Genomic DNA, 19,066 nt, shown 5'->3' with positions numbered 1-19,066 from the left:
TAAATTATTGATTATAAGGTTCTACATAATAGAAGCTTTGTGCCTCTACAAAGTCGATGATTAGAGCCGTTTCTCCTTTTTCGACTATTTGACCCTCACGGGTCATGGCATAAATCAAGACTGAGGTACCATTTACCTTGATTTCTGCCTGACTTTTGCGGTCTGACGTGATTGTTAATTTTGCAGTGCAAACTTGTCCGACTATATTTTCAACGGCTTCAGTGTTATTCCTTACCTTTCTATAGAATTTGGCAATCGGAATGGTTAAAAACTTAGCAATAAACAGAGACACAATGAAAGAAGGAATAAATACGACCAAGCCAGTGATATATCCACTAAATCCCAGAAAGTCATTGACTATAAGTGTGGTCATCCAGAGTGGGATAGTAAAGAACGTGATAAATACCATTAGCGGCATGTGACCTATGTTGAAAAAAGATAGTACAGAAGCCAACCCACCAATTTCAACGCCTCCATCCACCTCTAGGTCTATGTCCATTGCATCTATATCTACTATCCCCAGAATAACAATCGCCCAATAAATCGTTATAAAAATAAGAAGTATGGTTGGGATTAAATTGATTCCAGAAAATGCAAATTCTAATAGTTCAGACATGGTTGTTCATTGTGATTTCGCTTGTTTTTGTTAAAAGGTTAGGAATGAATGTTGAGACGATTTACTTTTTGTCAAGGCCTAGTTTGGCCTTTAATTTTTCCAAATCAGCTGAGGCTTGAGCGGAGTTGCCATCCAATGCTTTATCAATCTCCTGATCTATAGATTTACTTTCATTAGCCATTTCCCCATAGGCTTCAGCAAGTGCTTCTTGCTGCGCTACTTTTTCCTTCATTCTTTCTAAAAGAGAAACGGTACTTGAAGAATCGATTTGAGCCATCTGCTTATTTACCTTGGCAGACGCTTCGCTAACTCTTACCCTTGCTTTAAGTGTTTTGAGTTCATTTTCATAAGCGCTAATGCTGGATTTTAGGCTCTTTACATTTGCGTTCAGCTGATCAACATTAGAATCAAACTTGTCTTGCTCTTTTTTACCTCTGAGCATATTTTGAGTACATTGATCTTTTTTTGTCAACGCTTCTGTTGCTAGTCTATCAGCTTCGTCGGCACTTAGGTCATTGTTTTGTGCTTTTTTGAGCAGTTGAATTGCCTTGTTCTCGTATTCTTCTGCTTTTGATTTGTGTGCATCAACTTCATTTTTTGACCTGATTGCCATTGCTTTCACTTCAGCAAGATTTTTTAAGGCCGCATCTAAGTCATTTTTAAGATCTCGAATGCCTTGTTCAGTCATTTTTATAGGATCTTCAAGTTTATCTATGGCAGATTGTGTTTCCGCTTCTCCAATTTTGAATAATCTTTTGAATACGTTCATGGTTATCTATTTTTAATTTGAAATCTTTTTTAGTTTTTGCTGAATGTGATTAATTGACCCGCATATTCACTCAATAATAGACTTAGCGAATTCAATGTTGCCTCTAGTTCATTTAGGTCCAAATTTTCGCATTCATGAGTATTTCTAAATACTACCTTTTTTCCTGTCTCATCTAATGCGAAGGCACCATGGATAATGTCCCTGTTTTTCATTAAAAGATCTTTATGAATCTCTAATGTCTCAGTTTTTATATCAAATAAAAATTGCTCGATAATAAGTAAAGGATCAGCTACTATCAACACTGCATTTTTAATTCCCTTGGATTCATTTTCTACCACTAATACGCTGTCTGATTCATCTTCTCGTATAATCGTGTAGTTTAATTCCAGCAGGTAGGTTTTGACAATTTGAAAATGTGCACTCATATTATTTTTGTTTGGTGATTTTGGAAAAATCTAAATTAATCATTCTGTTTTGTATTAGAAGCTATAGTCTATCGTTTGTGTTAATTTTCATGTTTTGTATCGGTAATTTATAAATGATTTTGTGTAAGTTTACGAAATAAAATGACAAAAGTTATAGCATGGCTCAAAATATTAGCAAAAAACTTTCGCAGATCGGATCAAACATTAAAAAAATAAGACAAGTAAAAAAGATGAGTCAGGCCGATTTTTCAAATCTTTTCAATCTTGCCCGACCCAGCGTAGGTGCTTATGAAGAGGGGCGGTCCGAGCCTAAAATTGAAACTATAATTGCAATAGCTAATTATTTTAGAATATCGGTAGATGTGCTATTAACTAAAGAATTGACCGTTAGCGAAATATTTAGTTTGGATCGTTTAAATCAAAAACTAAATGAAGTGCATCAATCTAGAGATTCAAGGATCGATAGCGCCCATATAGACACCAACGAAGGGATTTCACTTGTGAGGCTGATTGACACTTACGATTATATTGTAAAGTATGAAACGGCAGATTTTATACTAAACCTTCAACGCATCCATGTTCCGTATCATTCAGAAAAATCTCTTATGGCCTTTGAAATGAATGGGAGTGAAATGGAATATAATCAACAGGGGTTGCATCATGGAGACCTATTAGTTGGAGAGCATGTTCATCAAGTAGATCCAAGCATACACATTGATCAAATCTTAGCTGTTGTTGAGAAAAACAGTATTTTCACAAGGCGTCTCAAAGCTATAGAAGGCAATCTGTTGACGTTTATCACAGACGATCCAAATTATGACGCCTTGACGATAGATAAAGACGACATATTGCAATTGTGGCATGTGAAAATGGTAATTAGCAAATATCTGAATAAACCGACCTTTTTGGAAGAACGAGTGTTAAAACTTGAAAGCAGTCTTCAGGCATTAAATGAGACCGTGAAGAAATGAGATATTATTATTGAGAGTAAAATGCATACCAAATAATATTTCATAGACATTTGAAAGAGTTTTCCAAAGACATACAATTCAAATATCCCTGGAGGAAATATCAGCAGAGAGTGCTGAACGAACTTGATGAGCACTTAAACGACAACCATCTGCACGTAATCGCTCCGCCAGGTTCTGGTAAAACAGTATTGGGTCTGGAAGTTATGCTAAGGCTCAATAAACCCACATTAATATTAGCTCCAACAATTGCGATTCGAAATCAATGGATAGAACGTTTTAGGGATTTGTTTCTGCAGACTGAAAGCAGCCCAAAATGGATATCCAGAAGTATTAAAGAACCAAAGTTTATTACTGTATCAACCTACCAAGGGCTTCATGCAGCATGTACTGGTGATAAAATCATTGAAGATGAATTTGAAGAACTGGAAACGGAAGATGCAAATGGTAATGAAAAGGATTATTCAAATCAAAAGTTAAAGGCTATACTGAAAGCCTTGAAGGAGCAAAACATTGGAACCATTATAATTGATGAAGCTCACCATTTAAAGAATGCCTGGTGGAAGTCTTTAATGGCTATTAAAGAGGACTTGTCTCCTACTATGGTAGGACTGACTGCAACACCTCCCTATGATGTTTCTTATCAAGAATGGAATAGGTATATAGAATTGAATGGCCCAGTCGATACTGAAATTTCAGTTCCTGAACTTGTGAAAGAAGGCGATTTGTGCCCTCATCAAGACTACATTCTATTCTCCCAGCCAAAAGAGGATGAACTCAAAAAAATCAAAGAATTCCGAGACAATCGTAAGCTACTTTATAATAGGCTAGGTACTGATAAAGTAGTGGTGAACCATCTTCTTTCCTTATCTGTAATTCAACAGCCCGGCAATAATTACGAATGGATTTATAGCCATATGGAGTATTACTCTGCTCTATTGATATACTTAAATCATAACAAAGTAGAGTTAAGTGATGAACACTTTCGGATTACAGGAAACAAGAAGACTAAAATTCCCTCACTTGATAAACGCTGGTTAGAGCTATTGATTGATTACTACCTAAATCATAATCAATCCGATAAAGATGACATCATTGAGCATAAGAAATATGTAATTAGTCTTTTAAGGAAAAATAGTGCCTTTGAACGAAAAAGGATCAATATTACTGATGATTCAATAATTGAATCTCAACTAAAATCCAGTTTGAGTAAGCTCGACAGCATTGTAAAAATCACCCAATTTGAAAAATCTCATTTGAGCGATAACCTGAGATTAGTGATCTTAGGGGACTTTATAAGAAAGGAGTTTCTTTCTGATAAAACAGAAATCAATAAACTTGGTGTAATACCAATATTCGAGAAACTAAGAAGGGACTCTGAATTAGAGGTAAGACTAGGTGTATTAACTGGATCACTGATTATCATACCTCAAACCGCTTTGGGCAAAATGAATGAGGTCGCTGAAAAATATGGTATCAAATCAATTAGAAATAAGCCTCTTGAATATGACCCAAAATATCTAATAATAAATGTTAATGACAAGCTTCGACACGATGTAGTACACATTGTAACGCAAGTTTTTCAAGCTGGAGAAATTAGCGTTCTTGTTGGCACAAAGTCACTATTAGGAGAGGGTTGGGATGCTCCTTCCATAAACGCTTTGATTCTGGCCAGCTTTGTTGGATCTTTCGTCTTGTCCAATCAAATGAGAGGCAGGGCTATCAGAACTGTGCAGGGTGATACAGAGAAGACAGGAAACATTTGGCATCTGGTGTGCAATGATCCAACAAGCCCAAATGGTGGTTCAGATTTACAGGTGCTATCACGTCGCTTTAAAGGCTTCGTCGGTATATCAGAAAGAGAAAACCGGACCATAGAAAACGGCCTTCAGCGTATGGAAATACCTGAGAAGATATCTTATGATGGGTTGGAATATGTAAATAGCAAAATGTTGGAATCAGCAGGTGACCGAGATCTGTTAAGGGATCAATGGCATCAAGCTATTGAAAATGGAACCATACTTACTGAGGAAATTAAAATTCCATTTCCTGAGGAAAAGAGTTTTAAGAAAGTAAAAAGGTTTTACCTCAATAGAACAATTGCTTTTGTATTAGCAGAATTGTCGTTCGGAATAACCATTTACACTCAAGAATTTTTAAATGTTTTAGGTAGAGTTAAACCGAGATCTGAGGAAGTACTAGAATATTTATTCATGCTCTTTTTGATTGTGGGGTTTGTCATTTTTGGAGCCAAGCTTTTCAAGTCTGCAAAGCTTCTTTTAAAATACCGAGACATATCAAAAGACATTCAAAATATTGGAGCAGCACTACTAAGATCTCTCGTCAAGACTAAGAACATTCACACAACTATTGATAAGTTGGAAATTAGATCTTCTGTGAATGATTATGGTGAAGTTTTTTGTCATTTAGAAGGAGGAACCACATACGAAAAGAGCCTCTTCATTAAATCATTACAAGAAATCATTAGCCCTGTTGATAGCCCCAGATATTTAATTATTAGAAGGAGTACACTTTTCAATTTGTTTGATCAGAAAGACTATCACCCAGTACCAGAAGCGTTGGGCAAACACAAATCATTTGTCAAAACCCTTGACGAGTTTTGGAAACGATTAGTTGGAAGTTGCACAACAATTTTCACACGAAATGAGACTGGTAGAAAAGCACTATTGAAAGCTCGTTTCCATTCATTAGCTTCAGAGTTTCAAAAGAAATCTGAAAGAACTAATAGATGGAAATAATAGGGATCACTCTAACCCAAAAATTATTTCCAAATTTTATTTTACCTTTCCGCTCATGAAAAAAATTAGGAATAACATTCTTGTTCTATTGGCTTTGTCTTTAGTCTATGCCTGTTCTGAAACAAAGAAATCCCAAACTGCAGTTGTCGAAAAAACACCCGAGCCTGTAGTCAAAGAGGAAAAATTCACATTCCAACAGAATCATGTTCCTATACTAAAAGAGCACTTGTTTTTCTTTTTAAGAGAAAACGCAATGAAAATGGATCGTAATACATTCATTAAGCATGAGGATATTCAGGTAGGCACAACTGATTTCAAGTACACTGCTGTTATCATCGATAAAGGAATGCTTAATCGAATTGCTGAGATTGAGCAAAGTCGAAACTATCAATATGCCGGTTTTTTTTCAGCTCAGCAGGATAATGTTATTCCGGGAGACTCCATAACAATAAAAGGTTCGTTGAATATCACAGACACTCAACAAGAGGGTGTAGAAAAGCAAGTGTCAAAGGTCACCGTGAGGATTGAAGCTGAATATCATTCCTCTTATTTACAAGCATCTCCATACGGCTACGGAGAATATCAGCGAATGGGTGACGCATACGACTATGAAGAAGATTTGATTGTTGACTTAAACCAACCATATATCTTTAATAAAGATGAGCTGTTTTTAAAAGCTAGAATCTCTGAATTGACAGCCCAAGATTTAGCCGGTTTTTCGAATGATGAGTTGGCTTACCTAAGAAATGAAATTTTTGCCAGACATGGACATTCGTTTAAGACGGAGAAAATGCAGGAATATTTTGGCACCCAATCGTGGTACAAAGCTTACTTCGAAGACGCCACGCCATTTTTGAATGAACTGGAAAAAACTAATGCACAATTCATCAGGTCAATGGAATCATAAGATTCTCATCTTCTTAATATGTTTTGCTCTTGCATGCTCAAAAGAAAAATCGGAAGAAAAAAATATAGAAAGACCCAGAGAAGTTTTACAAAATATTCAAGTGGACACCATATCCACACTTAGTTCTCGAAAATTAGAACTAACTAAAGATTATTGTAAAAAGAATTATGGGTTCAGTGACTATTTACTAGATAGCCCTAAGATGATTGTTATACACCATACAGTCATTCCTGCACTCGCCCAAACCATTGATTTGTTTAAACAGGATGAGTTAGCCTCCAATAGAAGATTTATTAATCGTTTTAGCCCCCTAAATGTCGGAATCCACTATGTCATTGACCGAGACGGAAGTATCTACAATTTACTTCCTGATACAATTATTGCTAGGCATATTATCGGTTTCAATCATGTCAGTATAGGCATCGAAAATGTAGCAGCAACTAAAGATGATCTTACCAAGGAGCAGCTAAAAAGTAATGTAGAATTAGTAAAAGCTCTCAAATACATCCATCCAACAATCAAGTTTTTGATTGGACACGATGAGTATAACAAAAGCAATCTGCCACATTATAGCCTGTTCATGTCCCTTGATGAAAATTATCAACCGTATGACAAACCAGATCCAGGTATAAGATTTATGAAAGATTTGAGACACCAACTTTTAGAAAAATATAATCTTGAATTTTTGGACTAAAAAAGCATATTACAAATATGCCGTAGCCGGATTCTTCATTGTGGCCGGATTTATCATCAATCTACTGAGTACTTCCCAAACAATATATGCCAACGGATGGGATGGCTACTATTACGTCATGCAATCGCATTCATGGCTGACTTATAGCCGTCTACAATCACCCGACTCTTCTCTTATATATCCATACTTCATTTTCATTAGCTTTTTGTTTGAGGACTATGTGATAGCCTACAAAGTGGGAGCATCGATCCTTGGAGGAATACTAATTGGCACATCATTTCTCTTTGCAAACGAGCTGAACTCAAAAAAAATTACTGCCGTCATAGTGCCTTCATTTTTGGCCTTTAGTCCTACGACAATTTACCTTGTCAGTCAATTTCCCAAAAATGTTCTTGGTCTAATTTTTTTCACCCTTATGCTGAGGGCTCTTGCTAAAAAACGCTTCGTTCTATCCGCATTATTCATTCTATTGTCTCTCCTCACACATCGAATGACAGGTGGACTATGCTTGTTCATATCCTTTTGCTATATGCTTCAATTATTGAAGTGGAGGTGGATTGTAGGAGGCGCATTAATAGTTACAACAATATCATTATTACCAGGTATACTCCATATAAGTGATTTGAAACGCTTTGAAGGTCAACTTTCATCAATGATTCAATTCACTCCTTTTTCAGTCTATTCACTCTTCGAAAGAAGTATTAATTTCTGGTGGAGCATTGAGCTTTTATTCTTATCCGCTCTTTTAATTTTTCTTGCATTTAAATACCTCTCTGACAAGGATTATAGTTCATCTTTATGGCTCAAAAAATGGGGTTGGCCGGTATTAATTGTTGTTTCAATTTTCCCCTTTTTCACGGTTGAATTTGGCAGTATGGGCTATAGGTTTTTCATGATCGCGCCAGTTCTTATTATTTGTTATTTCAGCGGCAAGCTAAATCTCGCTAACACATGTGTATTGGTTGTCTCTTTCGTTTTTTTGTGCTGCTCCGCATTTAGTTACAAATCATATAATCCCAAACTGCACGATCCACCCAATCAGCTATATGAGTTGATTGTTGACCGTCTAAGTTCAAATTATTCTCCAGAACGTTTTCCCTTGGTGGTAGTACATAAATCACTTGCGGAAATGATCATCTATAGGACCGAATTTGATGCACTTAATTGGTCTCCTCCTTCAAACATTCCGACTGGAGAAATATTAAGAGTTGTCAGTAATTTGGATTATGTTCATTTTGCAAAATATTTGAATAATTCTGAATTGAAAAGTATTGAGAAACTCACACTACATTACTTTGCATTGCCAGAAAATATTTGGATTTCCTTTTACAAGGAGGTACAAAAAAATAATGATGAAGCAATTTTGAATCGACTTCAACTAGGTGGAAATCCTCTTGAACAACGACCATACTATCTACTAAAGGGGAAAGAGAATTTATGAATGAAATAATACTAATAGTATATACAACAAAGTACAGAAGGGGAGGTCATCAATTTAAAAAAGTGGCTCAAACGCTTGCCTCAGAAAAGACCAAAGGGTCATTGGAAGTAAGATGTCAAGCTATTGAATCAAAGGCTGAACTCAAATCTATATTTACCTCGCTAGTTGAAGATGATAAATCAATCTACGAGTTTCATTTTATTGGACATGCTGGCATGTACGGGCCGATGTTTGGAACTGTATCATATCCGGAACAATTCAGTCCTTATGAGTTAGAAAATCTAAAAATACCCTTTTCAACGCGTGCCAAAGCATATTTTAGATGCTGCAGGTCTGCACGATGGTTTGCTCCATTTTTCTCCAAAGCGCAAAATGTCCAGACCTATGGTTACTATTGGTATACTACATTCTCTGCGAGAAAGGACAGATATGCGCTCCCAATATTCCTTAAAAATAGAGACCTCTATTGCTTCGGAAGTCCCGGAAGAAAATCTCATGGTTGGTCAGCTACTCTGAAAAAAATGGCAGGTTTAATGAAGCCAGAGCCACTCAAAGAATTTAATGAGAGTAATCAGCATATAGATCGCACCTACAATAATGTAGCAGATTTATATGCAGATACGTTTAAGGACATCAAAGTTCGACAGGATGAATATACCTGGATAAAAAAGCATATCCCTAAAGAAAAGCCAAAAAAGGTATTGGATATCGGATGTGGAAATGGAGCACTATTAAGAGAATTGAGAAACGATATTGAACAAGGAGTGGGAATAGATATCTCTGAAAACCTATTAAAACATGCCACAAAATCTAATGCTGAATTTGATAATTTAGAATTCAAAAAAATTGATGGTCCAAAATTAAATTTCCCATCAGAGGAATTCGATCTGGTTATCTCACTTTTGTCTTTTAGATATTTGGACTGGGATCCAATCATGAAAGAAATCGAAAGAGTATTAAAGTCGGAAGGGAAACTAATAATTGTAGATATGGTCACGGCCCCAGTAAAATGGATTGAAATCCCACTCTTTATGAAGAGTAAAATCTCCCACTATTTTGATCGCTACAAGATGCCCGAATTTTACAGAAATCTTAGAAAGTTGGTAAGTCATCCAGCATGGTCTGTTATGCTGAGGTACAACCCTATCAGATCTCAACATGAAATGAAATGGTACCTGGAAAGTCGTTTCCCAGGAAGGAAAGTAGAAGTGATCAATGTTGGTCTCCATTCGCGGATCATAGCATTTGATTCGCTGAACATGAAGAACACTAAAAACATGGAACTTTCATATCCATGAAATATCCTATCGGTATCCTAGATTATGGAGTAGGCGGAATTGACCTGACCAAAAAAGTTAAATCGAGAAACCCTAATGTCCCACTTCTATACTTTTCTGATTCTGGTGAAATACCATATGGCAAACTGTCCTACCCCAAATTGAGAAAAAGGGTACGGAGCATTCTTGATTTTATGTTTCTTCAGGGAGTAGAACACATCGTAGTGGCATGTCATTCTGCAAGTTCAGTTATAGTTTCATCCGATCAAAATGTCACATCTATAACAAAAAGCACCATACAAGCTGTCCTTGATTCAAATGTTAAGACTCTTGGTATTATAGGTGGCGGAAGAACGATTAGAAGCCAAAAATATCGGCTCCCCTTCAAAAACACAGACATCAAAATAAAACAAAGAGTAGCTCAAGAATTTTCCATTTTAATTGAGGCAGGTGTGGTTGAGGGTTCGAATATCAACAAGTCAATTGAAAAGATTCTCAAACCTTTAAAAGACCAAGAATCTATTCTATTGGCTTGTACCCATTACCCGGTCATCGCCAATCAAATTCAGGAGTATATAGGGAAAGAGAAAACATTAATCGACCCCATTGAGCATATTTATGGTACCATCAAACCAAAGCTAAAAAATCAAAATGGCAAGTCAGACTTATTTTATACTTCTGGAGATGCGGAGCTGATGAAAAAAGCTGCAAAGGGTGCCTTCAATTTTAAGATTGAGAAAGTGAAAAGGATTGATATTTAATTGGTCATTTGTTTTAAAAAGCTCATACATCATGACTGGTATGGTGTTTCATTTCCAATAAGTAAATGTGACTTTTTACCTCTAATTGGATTAGATGATATAGAATAGTTACTTGATATGCGCAATTGCATCTCCTTTAAACTAATTTTAGTCAATTCTCATTGCAAAATTTTATAGCATGAAAAAACAATACTCATTATCCATTAATAAACCTTGTTCAGAAAAATGGAGTGGTTTTGAAAAAACACCAGAAGGAGGTTTCTGTGACTCATGTCAAAAAGATGTGATCGATTTTACTAAGCTGACGGAAAGTGAGATTATCCAATTTATCAGCAAATCTTCGTCAAATACATGTGTTAGAATCAGTCAGAATCAATTGAACTATATGTATTCTGAACCTAATAATTCTATAGGCTCGTCTCGGTGGCCGTGGTTAAAAGCAGGAATGGCTAGCTTAAGCTTATTGTTTTTGAGTCAACAGACACTAGCCAAGAAAATCGAGCTGAGACCCGAAACGGAAGTAATTCAACCTGAAATGAAGAAAAAACAAGTTGATGTAAACCAGAAACAGGTCAGTACACATACAGTATCTGGTGTTGTTCTTGATGATTTCGGTGATTCATTATCAGGTGTCAATATTATCCTAAAAGGTACTGCCATAGGCGCAGTCACTGATTTGGATGGAAAGTTTAAATTTCCTGTAGAAGTTAAAACAGGGGACATTTTAGTATTTAGTTTTATCGGAATGGAAACCAAAGAATATACTATTGGCAAAGACGAACCAGTGACCATGAAACTTCAAATGGTTATGGATCACTATGCTCTAATGGGTGAGTTATCAATCGAGGAAGTATATATTTCCCAATCTTCAGGTTTAGGCAATCTATGGTCAAAACTAAAAGGGTTGTTTTAGGATGAAGCGTCCAAAAAATCTAGAGCCTCTTTATCTGATCATTTTTGCAATATTATTTTTCGGCCATAGTGTAAAAGGACAATTGTCTGATTTCACAAATTACAATTTCAACTCAGCCGATAGCATAGCAGCTTTACATGTCAAGCACCCAATCAACGACTTAAAGGAACTTTCTGAAAAACTCACAAACTCACTAACATCAGATTTAGAGAAATTCAGAGCTATTTATAAATGGGTTTGTAACAATATTGAAAATGATTATGGCTTCTATCTAAAAAACAAACGCATGAGAGAGAAGCTCAATAACAACCCAGTAGAATTAAAAGAATGGAATAGAAAATTTCACCCAAAAGTATTTAACAAATTAGTTAAGGAATACAAAACGGTATGTACAGGTTATGCCTATCTGATCAAGGAGCTAGCTTACTATGCCAACATAGAAGTTGAATTGGTAAATGGTTACGGTCGCACTGCGCAAGCAAATATCGGAGGAGAAGGCATTCCCAATCATTCTTGGAACGTGGTCAATCTTTATGATAAATGGTATTTGTGCGATGCTACTTGGTCTAGTGGTTCAATAAATCCACAACATTCTTCATTTCTTAAGGAGTTTAGTGAAGGCTACTTCTTATCTGACCCAAATCTATTTGTTAAAAATCATTACCCTTTAGATACAAATTGGATACTGCTGAAGCAGCGACCTACTTTAGAAGAATTTTTGAATGGCCCGCTAATCTATAAAGGTGCCTTTAATCATCAAATTGTCCCAATTCAGCCTTCAACCTTTCATCTCTCAATTAAAAAAAGTGAGTCGCTAACATTTAGTTTTAGCTCTAAACTGGATTTGACTGGCAAAACAATAGAAATCCAACAAAGACGTGGAAGTTCAAAAATCTCAACATACAGCAGAGTTTATAAGGACAGCAATGGGTTGTATTTTTTAGATCAGCCCTTTAATAGAAGAGGAATAGTTGATGTACACCTTCTAGTTGATCATGACTATATAGTTACTTATTCAGTGGAAGTTTTAAAGTAGTATGTGAATTAGATTGATATTATTCTCAATAATATAAATGTGGCAAATGAGAAAAAGAAGAATATTTTTAAATGGGCAGACCATATTGATAGCGGCTAGCCTATCGATTTTGAGCACAGTTGTTATCGTTTATCTGACCGGATTAAATTCTCATAGAACAATCATTGAAAACTCATTTATTTCGTTGTCAATTTTGGCATTAGTGTTCTTGTTGTTTCTTTCTATTGGGCTTTATATAGGTCTCCACATTAATGATAACCTTTCACATAAATTTAAAATTATGTGGGGCAAGCCTAAAACCACAATATTGAGCAACAGTTCCACTATTCCTGAAACGCCTGGACTCCCAGATGTTGGCGATGGAATTGAGGGTATATTACTTTCCATAGTCTTGTGGGTGGTTATGACTGTGCTCTTTATTCTTTTCTTGATTCTATTAGAGCTTTTCTTATGGGCAGGTCTACTGGGGTTTGTTGCATTGATTTATTGGGTAATTATCAGGGCTCTTAAATTGATATTTGCTAAATCAAGCGAATGTCAAGGAGACCTATTCAAGAGCGTAACTTATGGGGCTGGGTATACTGTTCTATATATCGGTTGGGTATATGGAGTTATATATCTTTCCATGATTCTTTAAAAGAAACTCAATAAAGCGGATTGAATTTATCAATCCACTTCATGAAATTTCTCATCTCCACACATTCTTACAATTTTAGGTTGAAAAGTACCAACGACATCAACTAGATCCTTTTGTGAATCCATGACTTCCTTAATGTCTTTGTATGCTCCTGGTGCTTCGTCCAATCCTGAGCCAATCACTTCTACTCCAGCATCATTAATCTGATCGATGACCTCAGTCTTGTTAAGCGTATTTTTCGCCTGAGTCCTAGACATTCTTCTTCCAGCCCCATGTGCGGCAGAGTTAATAGAAGCATCATCACCTTTTCCTCTAACGATGTATCCTGGTGCCGTCATTGAACCAGGTATTATCCCAAGCACCCCTTTTCCAGCTGGAGTAGCTCCTTTTCTATGTACAATGATTTCATTGCCTTCAAGGTCCTGCTCTTTCCAAGCAAAATTATGATGGTTCTCAACCATGGCCACAGGATTGGTTCTAAGACCAACAGCCATTCTATCATGTATTTGGTGGTGACAAGCGGAAGCATAATCACCTGCCAAATTCATTGCCAACCAATATTCCTGGCCTTCTTGTGTGTCTAAATCTAACCAAGCCAAATGTTTAGCCTCTTGAGGCAATTTACACTGATCCATGGCCAGTTTGGTATAATATTTTGCGATGGCAGCTCCAAACCCTCTCGAACCTGAATGAGACAAAAGAGCCAAGTATTTGCCTTTTGGTAAATCAAACTCTCCATCTTCAACCTCGGTAATTCCGAATTCGACAAAATGATTTCCCCCACCCGAAGATCCTATTTGCATTGCTGCACGATCTTTAAGATTTCCAACTATGGGTATCTCATTGAATAGCTGATTTTCCAATACCTCATGTTCCTTAGGTTTTTTAAAAGTAGCTTTTCCAAACTTAGTATTTCTGATCAGCATCTTTTTCAGGTCCTCTTTTCTATCCTCAAGCATAGACTCAGGCAGATCATAAATAGTCATACACATCCTACATCCAATATCTACACCTACACCATAAGGTATCACAGCATTTTCAGTGGCCAGTACACCTCCAATTGGAAGGCCATATCCCTGATGCGCATCTGGCATAAGTGCACCTGCTTTGGCAATAGGTAATCGCATCGCCGTTTCAATTTGATTTAACGCGCCTTGCTCTATACCATCGGCACCATAAACTTTATATATATCAGGAGTGTCTTTTAGTTGCAAGACTTGATCCCTAGGAGCCATCAATTCTTTGGCAATAGCCGACAATTGATCGTCTTCAATAAATAAAGCTGGATCTAGTAGAACAGATTCCAATGCTTTGTTTGCCTCCTCTTTTGTTTTATTTGAAAAATGTGCTTGAACTACAGCTAATGCCGTTCCAATCACTTTTCCTTCAGGATACCCAAGGGATAGTATGTCTTGCCCAGATATATGTGTTTTTTCATTTTTCATAATTCAAATAAAATGACCAACTGCGCAGTGTTTTTGCGCAATAGATTTTTAATTTAAAAAGTTAATCTAGAATAGTAAAAAAGACCGCCATTAGACGGTCTTTCACTTATTAGTATGAGAGTGTATTACTTTCCAGGAGCAAAAATGCCTTTCAGCTGATCAACAATTTGTCCGTTTCCGGCTACGGTGATCTCACCGATCTTTTCGGCAATATTCTCGACATATTCCATCTCTTTCAATTTGAACAACATGTCATTTTCCTCCATCAATTTTGCAGTGTTCAGTAAACTTCTAGTGGAAGCGGTTTCTTCCCTTCTAGCGATCACATTTGCTTGCGCTTGTTTCTGAGCAATCAATACCTGATTCATGATTTCTTTCATCTCGCCAGGCAAAATAATATCTCTTACTCCACAGCCTTTAATGGCCACTCCAAGGTCGGCAGCTTCATCCTTCAATGCTTTCAAAACATATTCAGAAATTGCCTCCTTGTTTTCCAAAAGCTCATCTAAGGTCAAAGTACCAATGTATTCCCTCAATGCAAACTGCATCAAGATATACAATTGTTTTTCATAGTCTTTGTTGTCGACAATTGCCTTAGTTACGTCCACCACCTTGTATTGGGTGTAGAAATTTACTCTCAACGCAGCTTTGTCTTTTGTCAAAATTTCCTGACCAGAAATCTCCAACTGCAATTGCCTCAAATCGACTTTTGCTACAGATACATCTTTGGCATTTTTCCAGAAGTAATATTCTCCTGGTCCGAGGATTTTGTCCATTTTGTTATCAACGAACAATACACCATTTTCATAGGAGTCGATTTTACTGACTCTTACATATGGAACCAATTCTTTTCTTTTGAAAGACATTAGATCTACATCTTCTGTGATTTCAATTTTACTCAAGTCGGCTTTGACAAAGGTGTATTCTGTCAACCCTTTCCAAAAAGTGTACCTTCCTGGATTCAAAACTTTATTGAAGTTGCCATTTTCATATTGAAGCATAATTTCGTTGTCTCCAACCTCAATTATGGTCAAATAACTCTTCAATTCTTCATCCCTCAAAAGCACGTTAAGCTCGATTGAAGGATAGAATGGTTGAGACAAATCATATTGCATGACCTTCTCAAATGGCATTAACCAATGGGTACCTGCGGTGATTACTCTTTTGTAATCTCCTTTTCTAAATACCAATCCAATTTTGCCAGCATTAATTCTAATCCTTTGCATCGTTATATAATTTAATTGTTAAAAATTCATAAATAGAAAGCAGCGTAAATCACACCTTCTTTCGAAAACGGAACCACAATTCAGCTTGAATTAAAGCCATTGGTTTTCTTCAAGTGACATCCGTTTCAATCATTCAAACAATTGTAATGACATACTTTAGTGCCTGCTTCAAGAAAAGCAAGAGCATCGTTTCTAGCGGTATCCTCATGTTTTCTAAGCATTCTCAAGACTGCATTCATGCTCCGAAGACCAGTATTGCAGGCATGATTTATTCTACTTTCAAAAGGCAATTTTTAGAAGTTTGCTTCTTCGTCAAGAATGGATTAACAATCCATTTCTGTTGCTCTACCAGTTGAACTACCTCAATAAATTGAGGGTGGGACTCGAACCCACAACACACAGGGTACTTGTTGTTCTAACCAACTGAACTATCACACTTTGACTGTGAGAGGGATTCGAACCCTCGACCTACAAGGTGGGAAAAACAACATCAAGATTGAGTAGCATACCAATAATGGCACTGTGGAGCTATACTGAAACTCTCACCAGGTCTCTCTCCATCCGTTTTAATCCGTGCTTCCCTTTAGGGGAAGATTTTTAGTGCTGAAAGCACAAGATTTTCATTCAAAGAACATTTTTGACTAGTGGGAATGGAAAGATTCGAACTTTCTCAGTACATGACAGTGGTGTTACAGACCACCCCAGCTCTCCAACTCTGGTGCATTCCCATTTGAGCCTCCGGCGGGATTCGAACCCGCAAACGCTGGAGTAACACGCTTCCCTACTTTGCTTCCCTGAGAGGCATTTCGGTGCTGTGACTTACTGGGCTATTAACCACGATTCAGTCTTCCATAAACCAGCCTGTTAAGCTACCGGTCCCTACATGTTTTACCGTGCTCTACCTTTGGAGCTACGGAGGCTTGTATTATCAAAATTTCAAATCCCCTCCACCGTCAGTGGAGGGGGCAGCAGCACCTTTTGTGCGTAAATCATAATTCAAAGCTGAACACCAACTGCGCAGTCTTTTTGCGTAGAAAATATTTTTTCATTTTTTTACATAAAAAAATTTATGCCGGTCAATAGAAATGCACTAGTTAGATACAAAACCATTGACAATTGCCTTAGAAACAGGTACCGTGAATGGACACTGGATGACCTTATAGATGCCTGTTCTGAAGCATTGTATGACTATGAAGGAATTGATAAAGGCGTAAGCCGTAGAACTGTTCAGATGGATATTCAGATGATGCGGAGCGATAAGATCGGGTACCACGCGCCCATTATCGTAAAGGAAAAGAAATATTACACCTATGAAGATCCTGATTATACAATTACCAATATTCCGCTAACTGATCAAGACTTAGGCAAACTAACTGAAGTGGTTGATATCCTGAAGCAGTTCAAGGGGTTCACCCACTTTCAAGAGCTAAGTGGAATGGTGCAAAAGCTGGAGAACAAGATTCATGTTTCTCGTACGAAGGAAAGGCCCATTATAGATATGGAGAAAAATGAGAACCTGAAGGGCTTAGAATATATCGATCCCATTTTTCAGGCAGTATCAAAACGAAAAATCCTGAACATTACCTATCAATCATTTAAAGCTCGTACACCGTCCACCTTTAGATTTCATCCGGCACTATTAAAGGAATGGAGGAATCGGTGGTTCATCTTGGGTAAGAAAAAGCCGTCCGCCAATTTTATGATGCTCGCATTAGATCGAATTGCTAATCTTGGCATATTGGAAGAAGAAATAATGGATTATAGTATGTATGACCTAGCCAATCACTTTAATGACGTAATCGGAGCTACTGTAAACATTGGAGAAGAACCTCTTGAGATTAAACTACTCATATATGGTAAACATGCACCTTATGTTTTAACTAAACCACTACATCATAGTCAAAAGGTAATTGAAAAGACAAATGAAGGGGTGGTAATCTCTATCAAGGTGCAACACAATTTTGAACTAGAAAAAGAAATCTTGTCTTTTGGCGATTCAATAAAGGTGATTTCACCTTCCAGACTTAGATCCAAAATTAAAGAGCGATTAGCCCATTCAATTGATCTTTATAATACTGAATTAAGTGATGGTGCAGTAAGGCACATTGACAAAAGGCTTGAATCCAAAGGATACAACATCACCAATTCAGTTTATACTCGAAAAGAGATTGCCAAAATGGGAGGGTTACTATTTAAGTACAAACAACAACACCCACAAAACACACCTGCGGTGTACGCAATCAGACGCGTTGTCCAGAAAATTCCTGAATTGATTCCTTATCTGATGAATAAAAACATTAAAATTATTCTTTCAAATATTGACGAAAATCTATTTCTCACAAAGGCGATATTCTTTGACAAACCTGCTGAATCAAATTGGTACGTGACTTGGCATCAGGATACGACTATCAATGTAGATACTAAAAAAGAATTGAAGGGCTTTTCAGGCTGGACAAAAAAAGAAGATGCCTATGGTGTCAGGCCTCCAGAAGAAGTTTTAAAAAATACAGTTACGATTCGAATACACTTGGATGATACAGATGAAGATAATGGTGCGCTTATGGCTCTTCCAGGTTCTCATAAGAAACTCATGACGAAGGAAGAAATAAAGCTAATCACAGAACACAGCGTTTCCACAACTATAGACGTTAGGGCCGGTGGAATTCAACTCATGAAGCCATTACTCCTACATGCATCTTCAAAAACCACCAATAAGAAAAATAGAAGAATAATTCATCTTGAGTTTAATTCTATTGAGCTTCCAGAAGATATAAAATGGGCTGAACGGATGGAAATAATGACAAACCATGTCAATTAGAAAAACAACTTAATTTTTCCGAAACCAAAACCGACACTCTTTAAACACAAAACCCCTGACAATCATAGATTATCAAGGGTTTATGTGCCAGAAGTGGGACTTGAACCCACACGACTCGAAAGTCACAAGATTTTAAGTCTTGCGTGTCTACCAATTCCACCATTCCGGCAGTAGACTTATGAGTGGCTTTAAAACAAAAAAAGTGTATGCGCGATGCTTATGCACCTTCTCACTCACATACACTCTCACACTCAATTGGAGCGAAAGACGAGGTTCGAACTCGCGACCTCCACCTTGGCAAGGTGGCGCTCTACCAGCTGAGCTACTTTCGCTTTTTATCAGCCCGATTGGCTAATGGAATGCAAAGATAGATA

Annotated in this window: 16 protein-coding genes and 4 tRNA genes; 11 read left to right on the top strand and 9 right to left on the bottom strand. The window is 37.0% G+C overall.

Annotated features, from left to right (window positions below; all coding sequences use genetic code 11):
* Nucleotides 1-4 precede the first annotated feature (4 nt).
* The 3 genes from ACO6S2_RS04925 to ACO6S2_RS04915 form a co-directional block, all read right to left on the bottom strand.
* Complete coding sequence (locus ACO6S2_RS04925) at nt 5-616, bottom strand: hypothetical protein (RefSeq protein ID WP_422361405.1); 612 nt, start codon at nt 614-616, stop codon at nt 5-7.
* Nucleotides 617-677: 61 nt separating this feature from the next.
* The gene (locus ACO6S2_RS04920; protein ID WP_422361404.1) at nt 678-1,385 is read right to left on the bottom strand and encodes a PspA/IM30 family protein; all 708 of its coding nucleotides are present in this window, start codon (nt 1,383-1,385) and stop codon (nt 678-680) included.
* Between the two features lie 29 nt (nt 1,386-1,414).
* Nucleotides 1,415-1,810 carry a YbjN domain-containing protein gene (locus tag ACO6S2_RS04915; protein ID WP_422361403.1) on the bottom strand — a complete coding sequence of 132 codons (396 nt, stop codon included), beginning with the start codon at nt 1,808-1,810 and terminating at the stop codon, nt 1,415-1,417.
* Between the two features lie 158 nt (nt 1,811-1,968).
* Between ACO6S2_RS04915 and ACO6S2_RS04910 the strand changes: the two genes are divergently transcribed.
* From ACO6S2_RS04910 to ACO6S2_RS04865, 10 genes are all read left to right on the top strand, one after another.
* Nucleotides 1,969-2,781, top strand: a complete 813-nt coding sequence (locus ACO6S2_RS04910) for a helix-turn-helix domain-containing protein (protein WP_422361402.1) — start codon at nt 1,969-1,971, stop codon at nt 2,779-2,781.
* Between the two features lie 50 nt (nt 2,782-2,831).
* Entirely contained in the window at nt 2,832-5,537 is a 2,706-nt protein-coding gene (locus ACO6S2_RS04905; protein WP_422361401.1) for a DEAD/DEAH box helicase family protein, read from the top strand.
* A 55-nt stretch (nt 5,538-5,592) separates the two neighbouring features.
* Nucleotides 5,593-6,444: a YARHG domain-containing protein gene (locus ACO6S2_RS04900; protein ID WP_422361400.1), complete on the top strand. Its 852-nt coding sequence runs from the start codon at nt 5,593-5,595 to the stop codon at nt 6,442-6,444.
* The gene (locus tag ACO6S2_RS04895) at nt 6,395-7,138 is read left to right on the top strand and encodes an N-acetylmuramoyl-L-alanine amidase (RefSeq protein ID WP_422361399.1); all 744 of its coding nucleotides are present in this window, start codon (nt 6,395-6,397) and stop codon (nt 7,136-7,138) included. Before ACO6S2_RS04900 ends, ACO6S2_RS04895 begins: the two co-directional genes overlap by 50 nt.
* A 235-nt stretch (nt 7,139-7,373) precedes the next feature.
* On the top strand, nt 7,374-8,579 hold the full coding sequence (locus ACO6S2_RS04890) for a hypothetical protein (protein ID WP_422361398.1): 1,206 nt from the start codon (nt 7,374-7,376) through the stop codon (nt 8,577-8,579).
* The gene (locus ACO6S2_RS04885; protein ID WP_422361397.1) at nt 8,576-9,877 is read left to right on the top strand and encodes a class I SAM-dependent methyltransferase; all 1,302 of its coding nucleotides are present in this window, start codon (nt 8,576-8,578) and stop codon (nt 9,875-9,877) included. The genes ACO6S2_RS04890 and ACO6S2_RS04885 overlap by 4 nt, the downstream gene beginning before the upstream one ends.
* Nucleotides 9,874-10,617 carry a glutamate racemase gene (locus ACO6S2_RS04880; RefSeq protein WP_422361396.1) on the top strand — a complete coding sequence of 248 codons (744 nt, stop codon included), beginning with the start codon at nt 9,874-9,876 and terminating at the stop codon, nt 10,615-10,617. The genes ACO6S2_RS04885 and ACO6S2_RS04880 overlap by 4 nt, the downstream gene beginning before the upstream one ends.
* Before the next feature lie 178 nt (nt 10,618-10,795).
* Nucleotides 10,796-11,530: a carboxypeptidase-like regulatory domain-containing protein gene (locus tag ACO6S2_RS04875; RefSeq protein ID WP_422361395.1), complete on the top strand. Its 735-nt coding sequence runs from the start codon at nt 10,796-10,798 to the stop codon at nt 11,528-11,530.
* 1 nt (nt 11,531) lies between these two features.
* A complete protein-coding gene (locus ACO6S2_RS04870) occupies nt 11,532-12,566 on the top strand; it encodes a transglutaminase domain-containing protein (protein WP_422361394.1) in 1,035 nt (344 codons plus the stop codon).
* A 46-nt stretch (nt 12,567-12,612) separates the two neighbouring features.
* Nucleotides 12,613-13,203 (top strand): hypothetical protein, encoded by a 591-nt coding sequence (locus ACO6S2_RS04865; RefSeq protein ID WP_422361393.1) that lies wholly within the window; start codon nt 12,613-12,615, stop codon nt 13,201-13,203.
* A gap of 29 nt (nt 13,204-13,232) precedes the next feature.
* Here ACO6S2_RS04865 and ACO6S2_RS04860 read toward each other — a convergent pair whose 3' ends face one another.
* From ACO6S2_RS04860 to ACO6S2_RS04845, 4 genes are all read right to left on the bottom strand, one after another.
* On the bottom strand, nt 13,233-14,648 hold the full coding sequence (locus ACO6S2_RS04860) for an RtcB family protein (protein WP_422361392.1): 1,416 nt from the start codon (nt 14,646-14,648) through the stop codon (nt 13,233-13,235).
* A gap of 125 nt (nt 14,649-14,773) precedes the next feature.
* Nucleotides 14,774-15,874, bottom strand: a complete 1,101-nt coding sequence (locus ACO6S2_RS04855) for a slipin family protein (protein WP_422361391.1) — start codon at nt 15,872-15,874, stop codon at nt 14,774-14,776.
* 375 nt (nt 15,875-16,249) lie between these two features.
* Nucleotides 16,250-16,304: transfer RNA gene (locus tag ACO6S2_RS04850), tRNA-Val, on the bottom strand.
* A 215-nt stretch (nt 16,305-16,519) separates the two neighbouring features.
* A tRNA-Tyr gene (locus tag ACO6S2_RS04845) sits at nt 16,520-16,602 on the bottom strand.
* A 341-nt stretch (nt 16,603-16,943) separates the two neighbouring features.
* Between ACO6S2_RS04845 and ACO6S2_RS04840 the strand changes: the two genes are divergently transcribed.
* Nucleotides 16,944-18,692 carry a WYL domain-containing protein gene (locus ACO6S2_RS04840; protein ID WP_422361390.1) on the top strand — a complete coding sequence of 583 codons (1,749 nt, stop codon included), beginning with the start codon at nt 16,944-16,946 and terminating at the stop codon, nt 18,690-18,692.
* Nucleotides 18,693-18,777: 85 nt separating this feature from the next.
* Here the strand turns inward: ACO6S2_RS04840 and ACO6S2_RS04835 are convergent.
* Together ACO6S2_RS04835 and ACO6S2_RS04830 are read right to left on the bottom strand one after the other, a co-directional pair.
* Nucleotides 18,778-18,861 (bottom strand) — tRNA-Leu (locus ACO6S2_RS04835).
* Between the two features lie 87 nt (nt 18,862-18,948).
* Nucleotides 18,949-19,024: transfer RNA gene (locus tag ACO6S2_RS04830), tRNA-Gly, on the bottom strand.
* Between the last annotated feature and the right edge of the window lie 42 nt (nt 19,025-19,066).

It is taken from the genome of Reichenbachiella sp. (assembly GCF_965233835.1).
GTDB lineage: Bacteria > Bacteroidota > Bacteroidia > Cytophagales > Cyclobacteriaceae > Reichenbachiella.
Note: the sequence above shows the minus strand (reverse complement) of the source record. Positions and strands in the feature narration are given on the sequence as shown.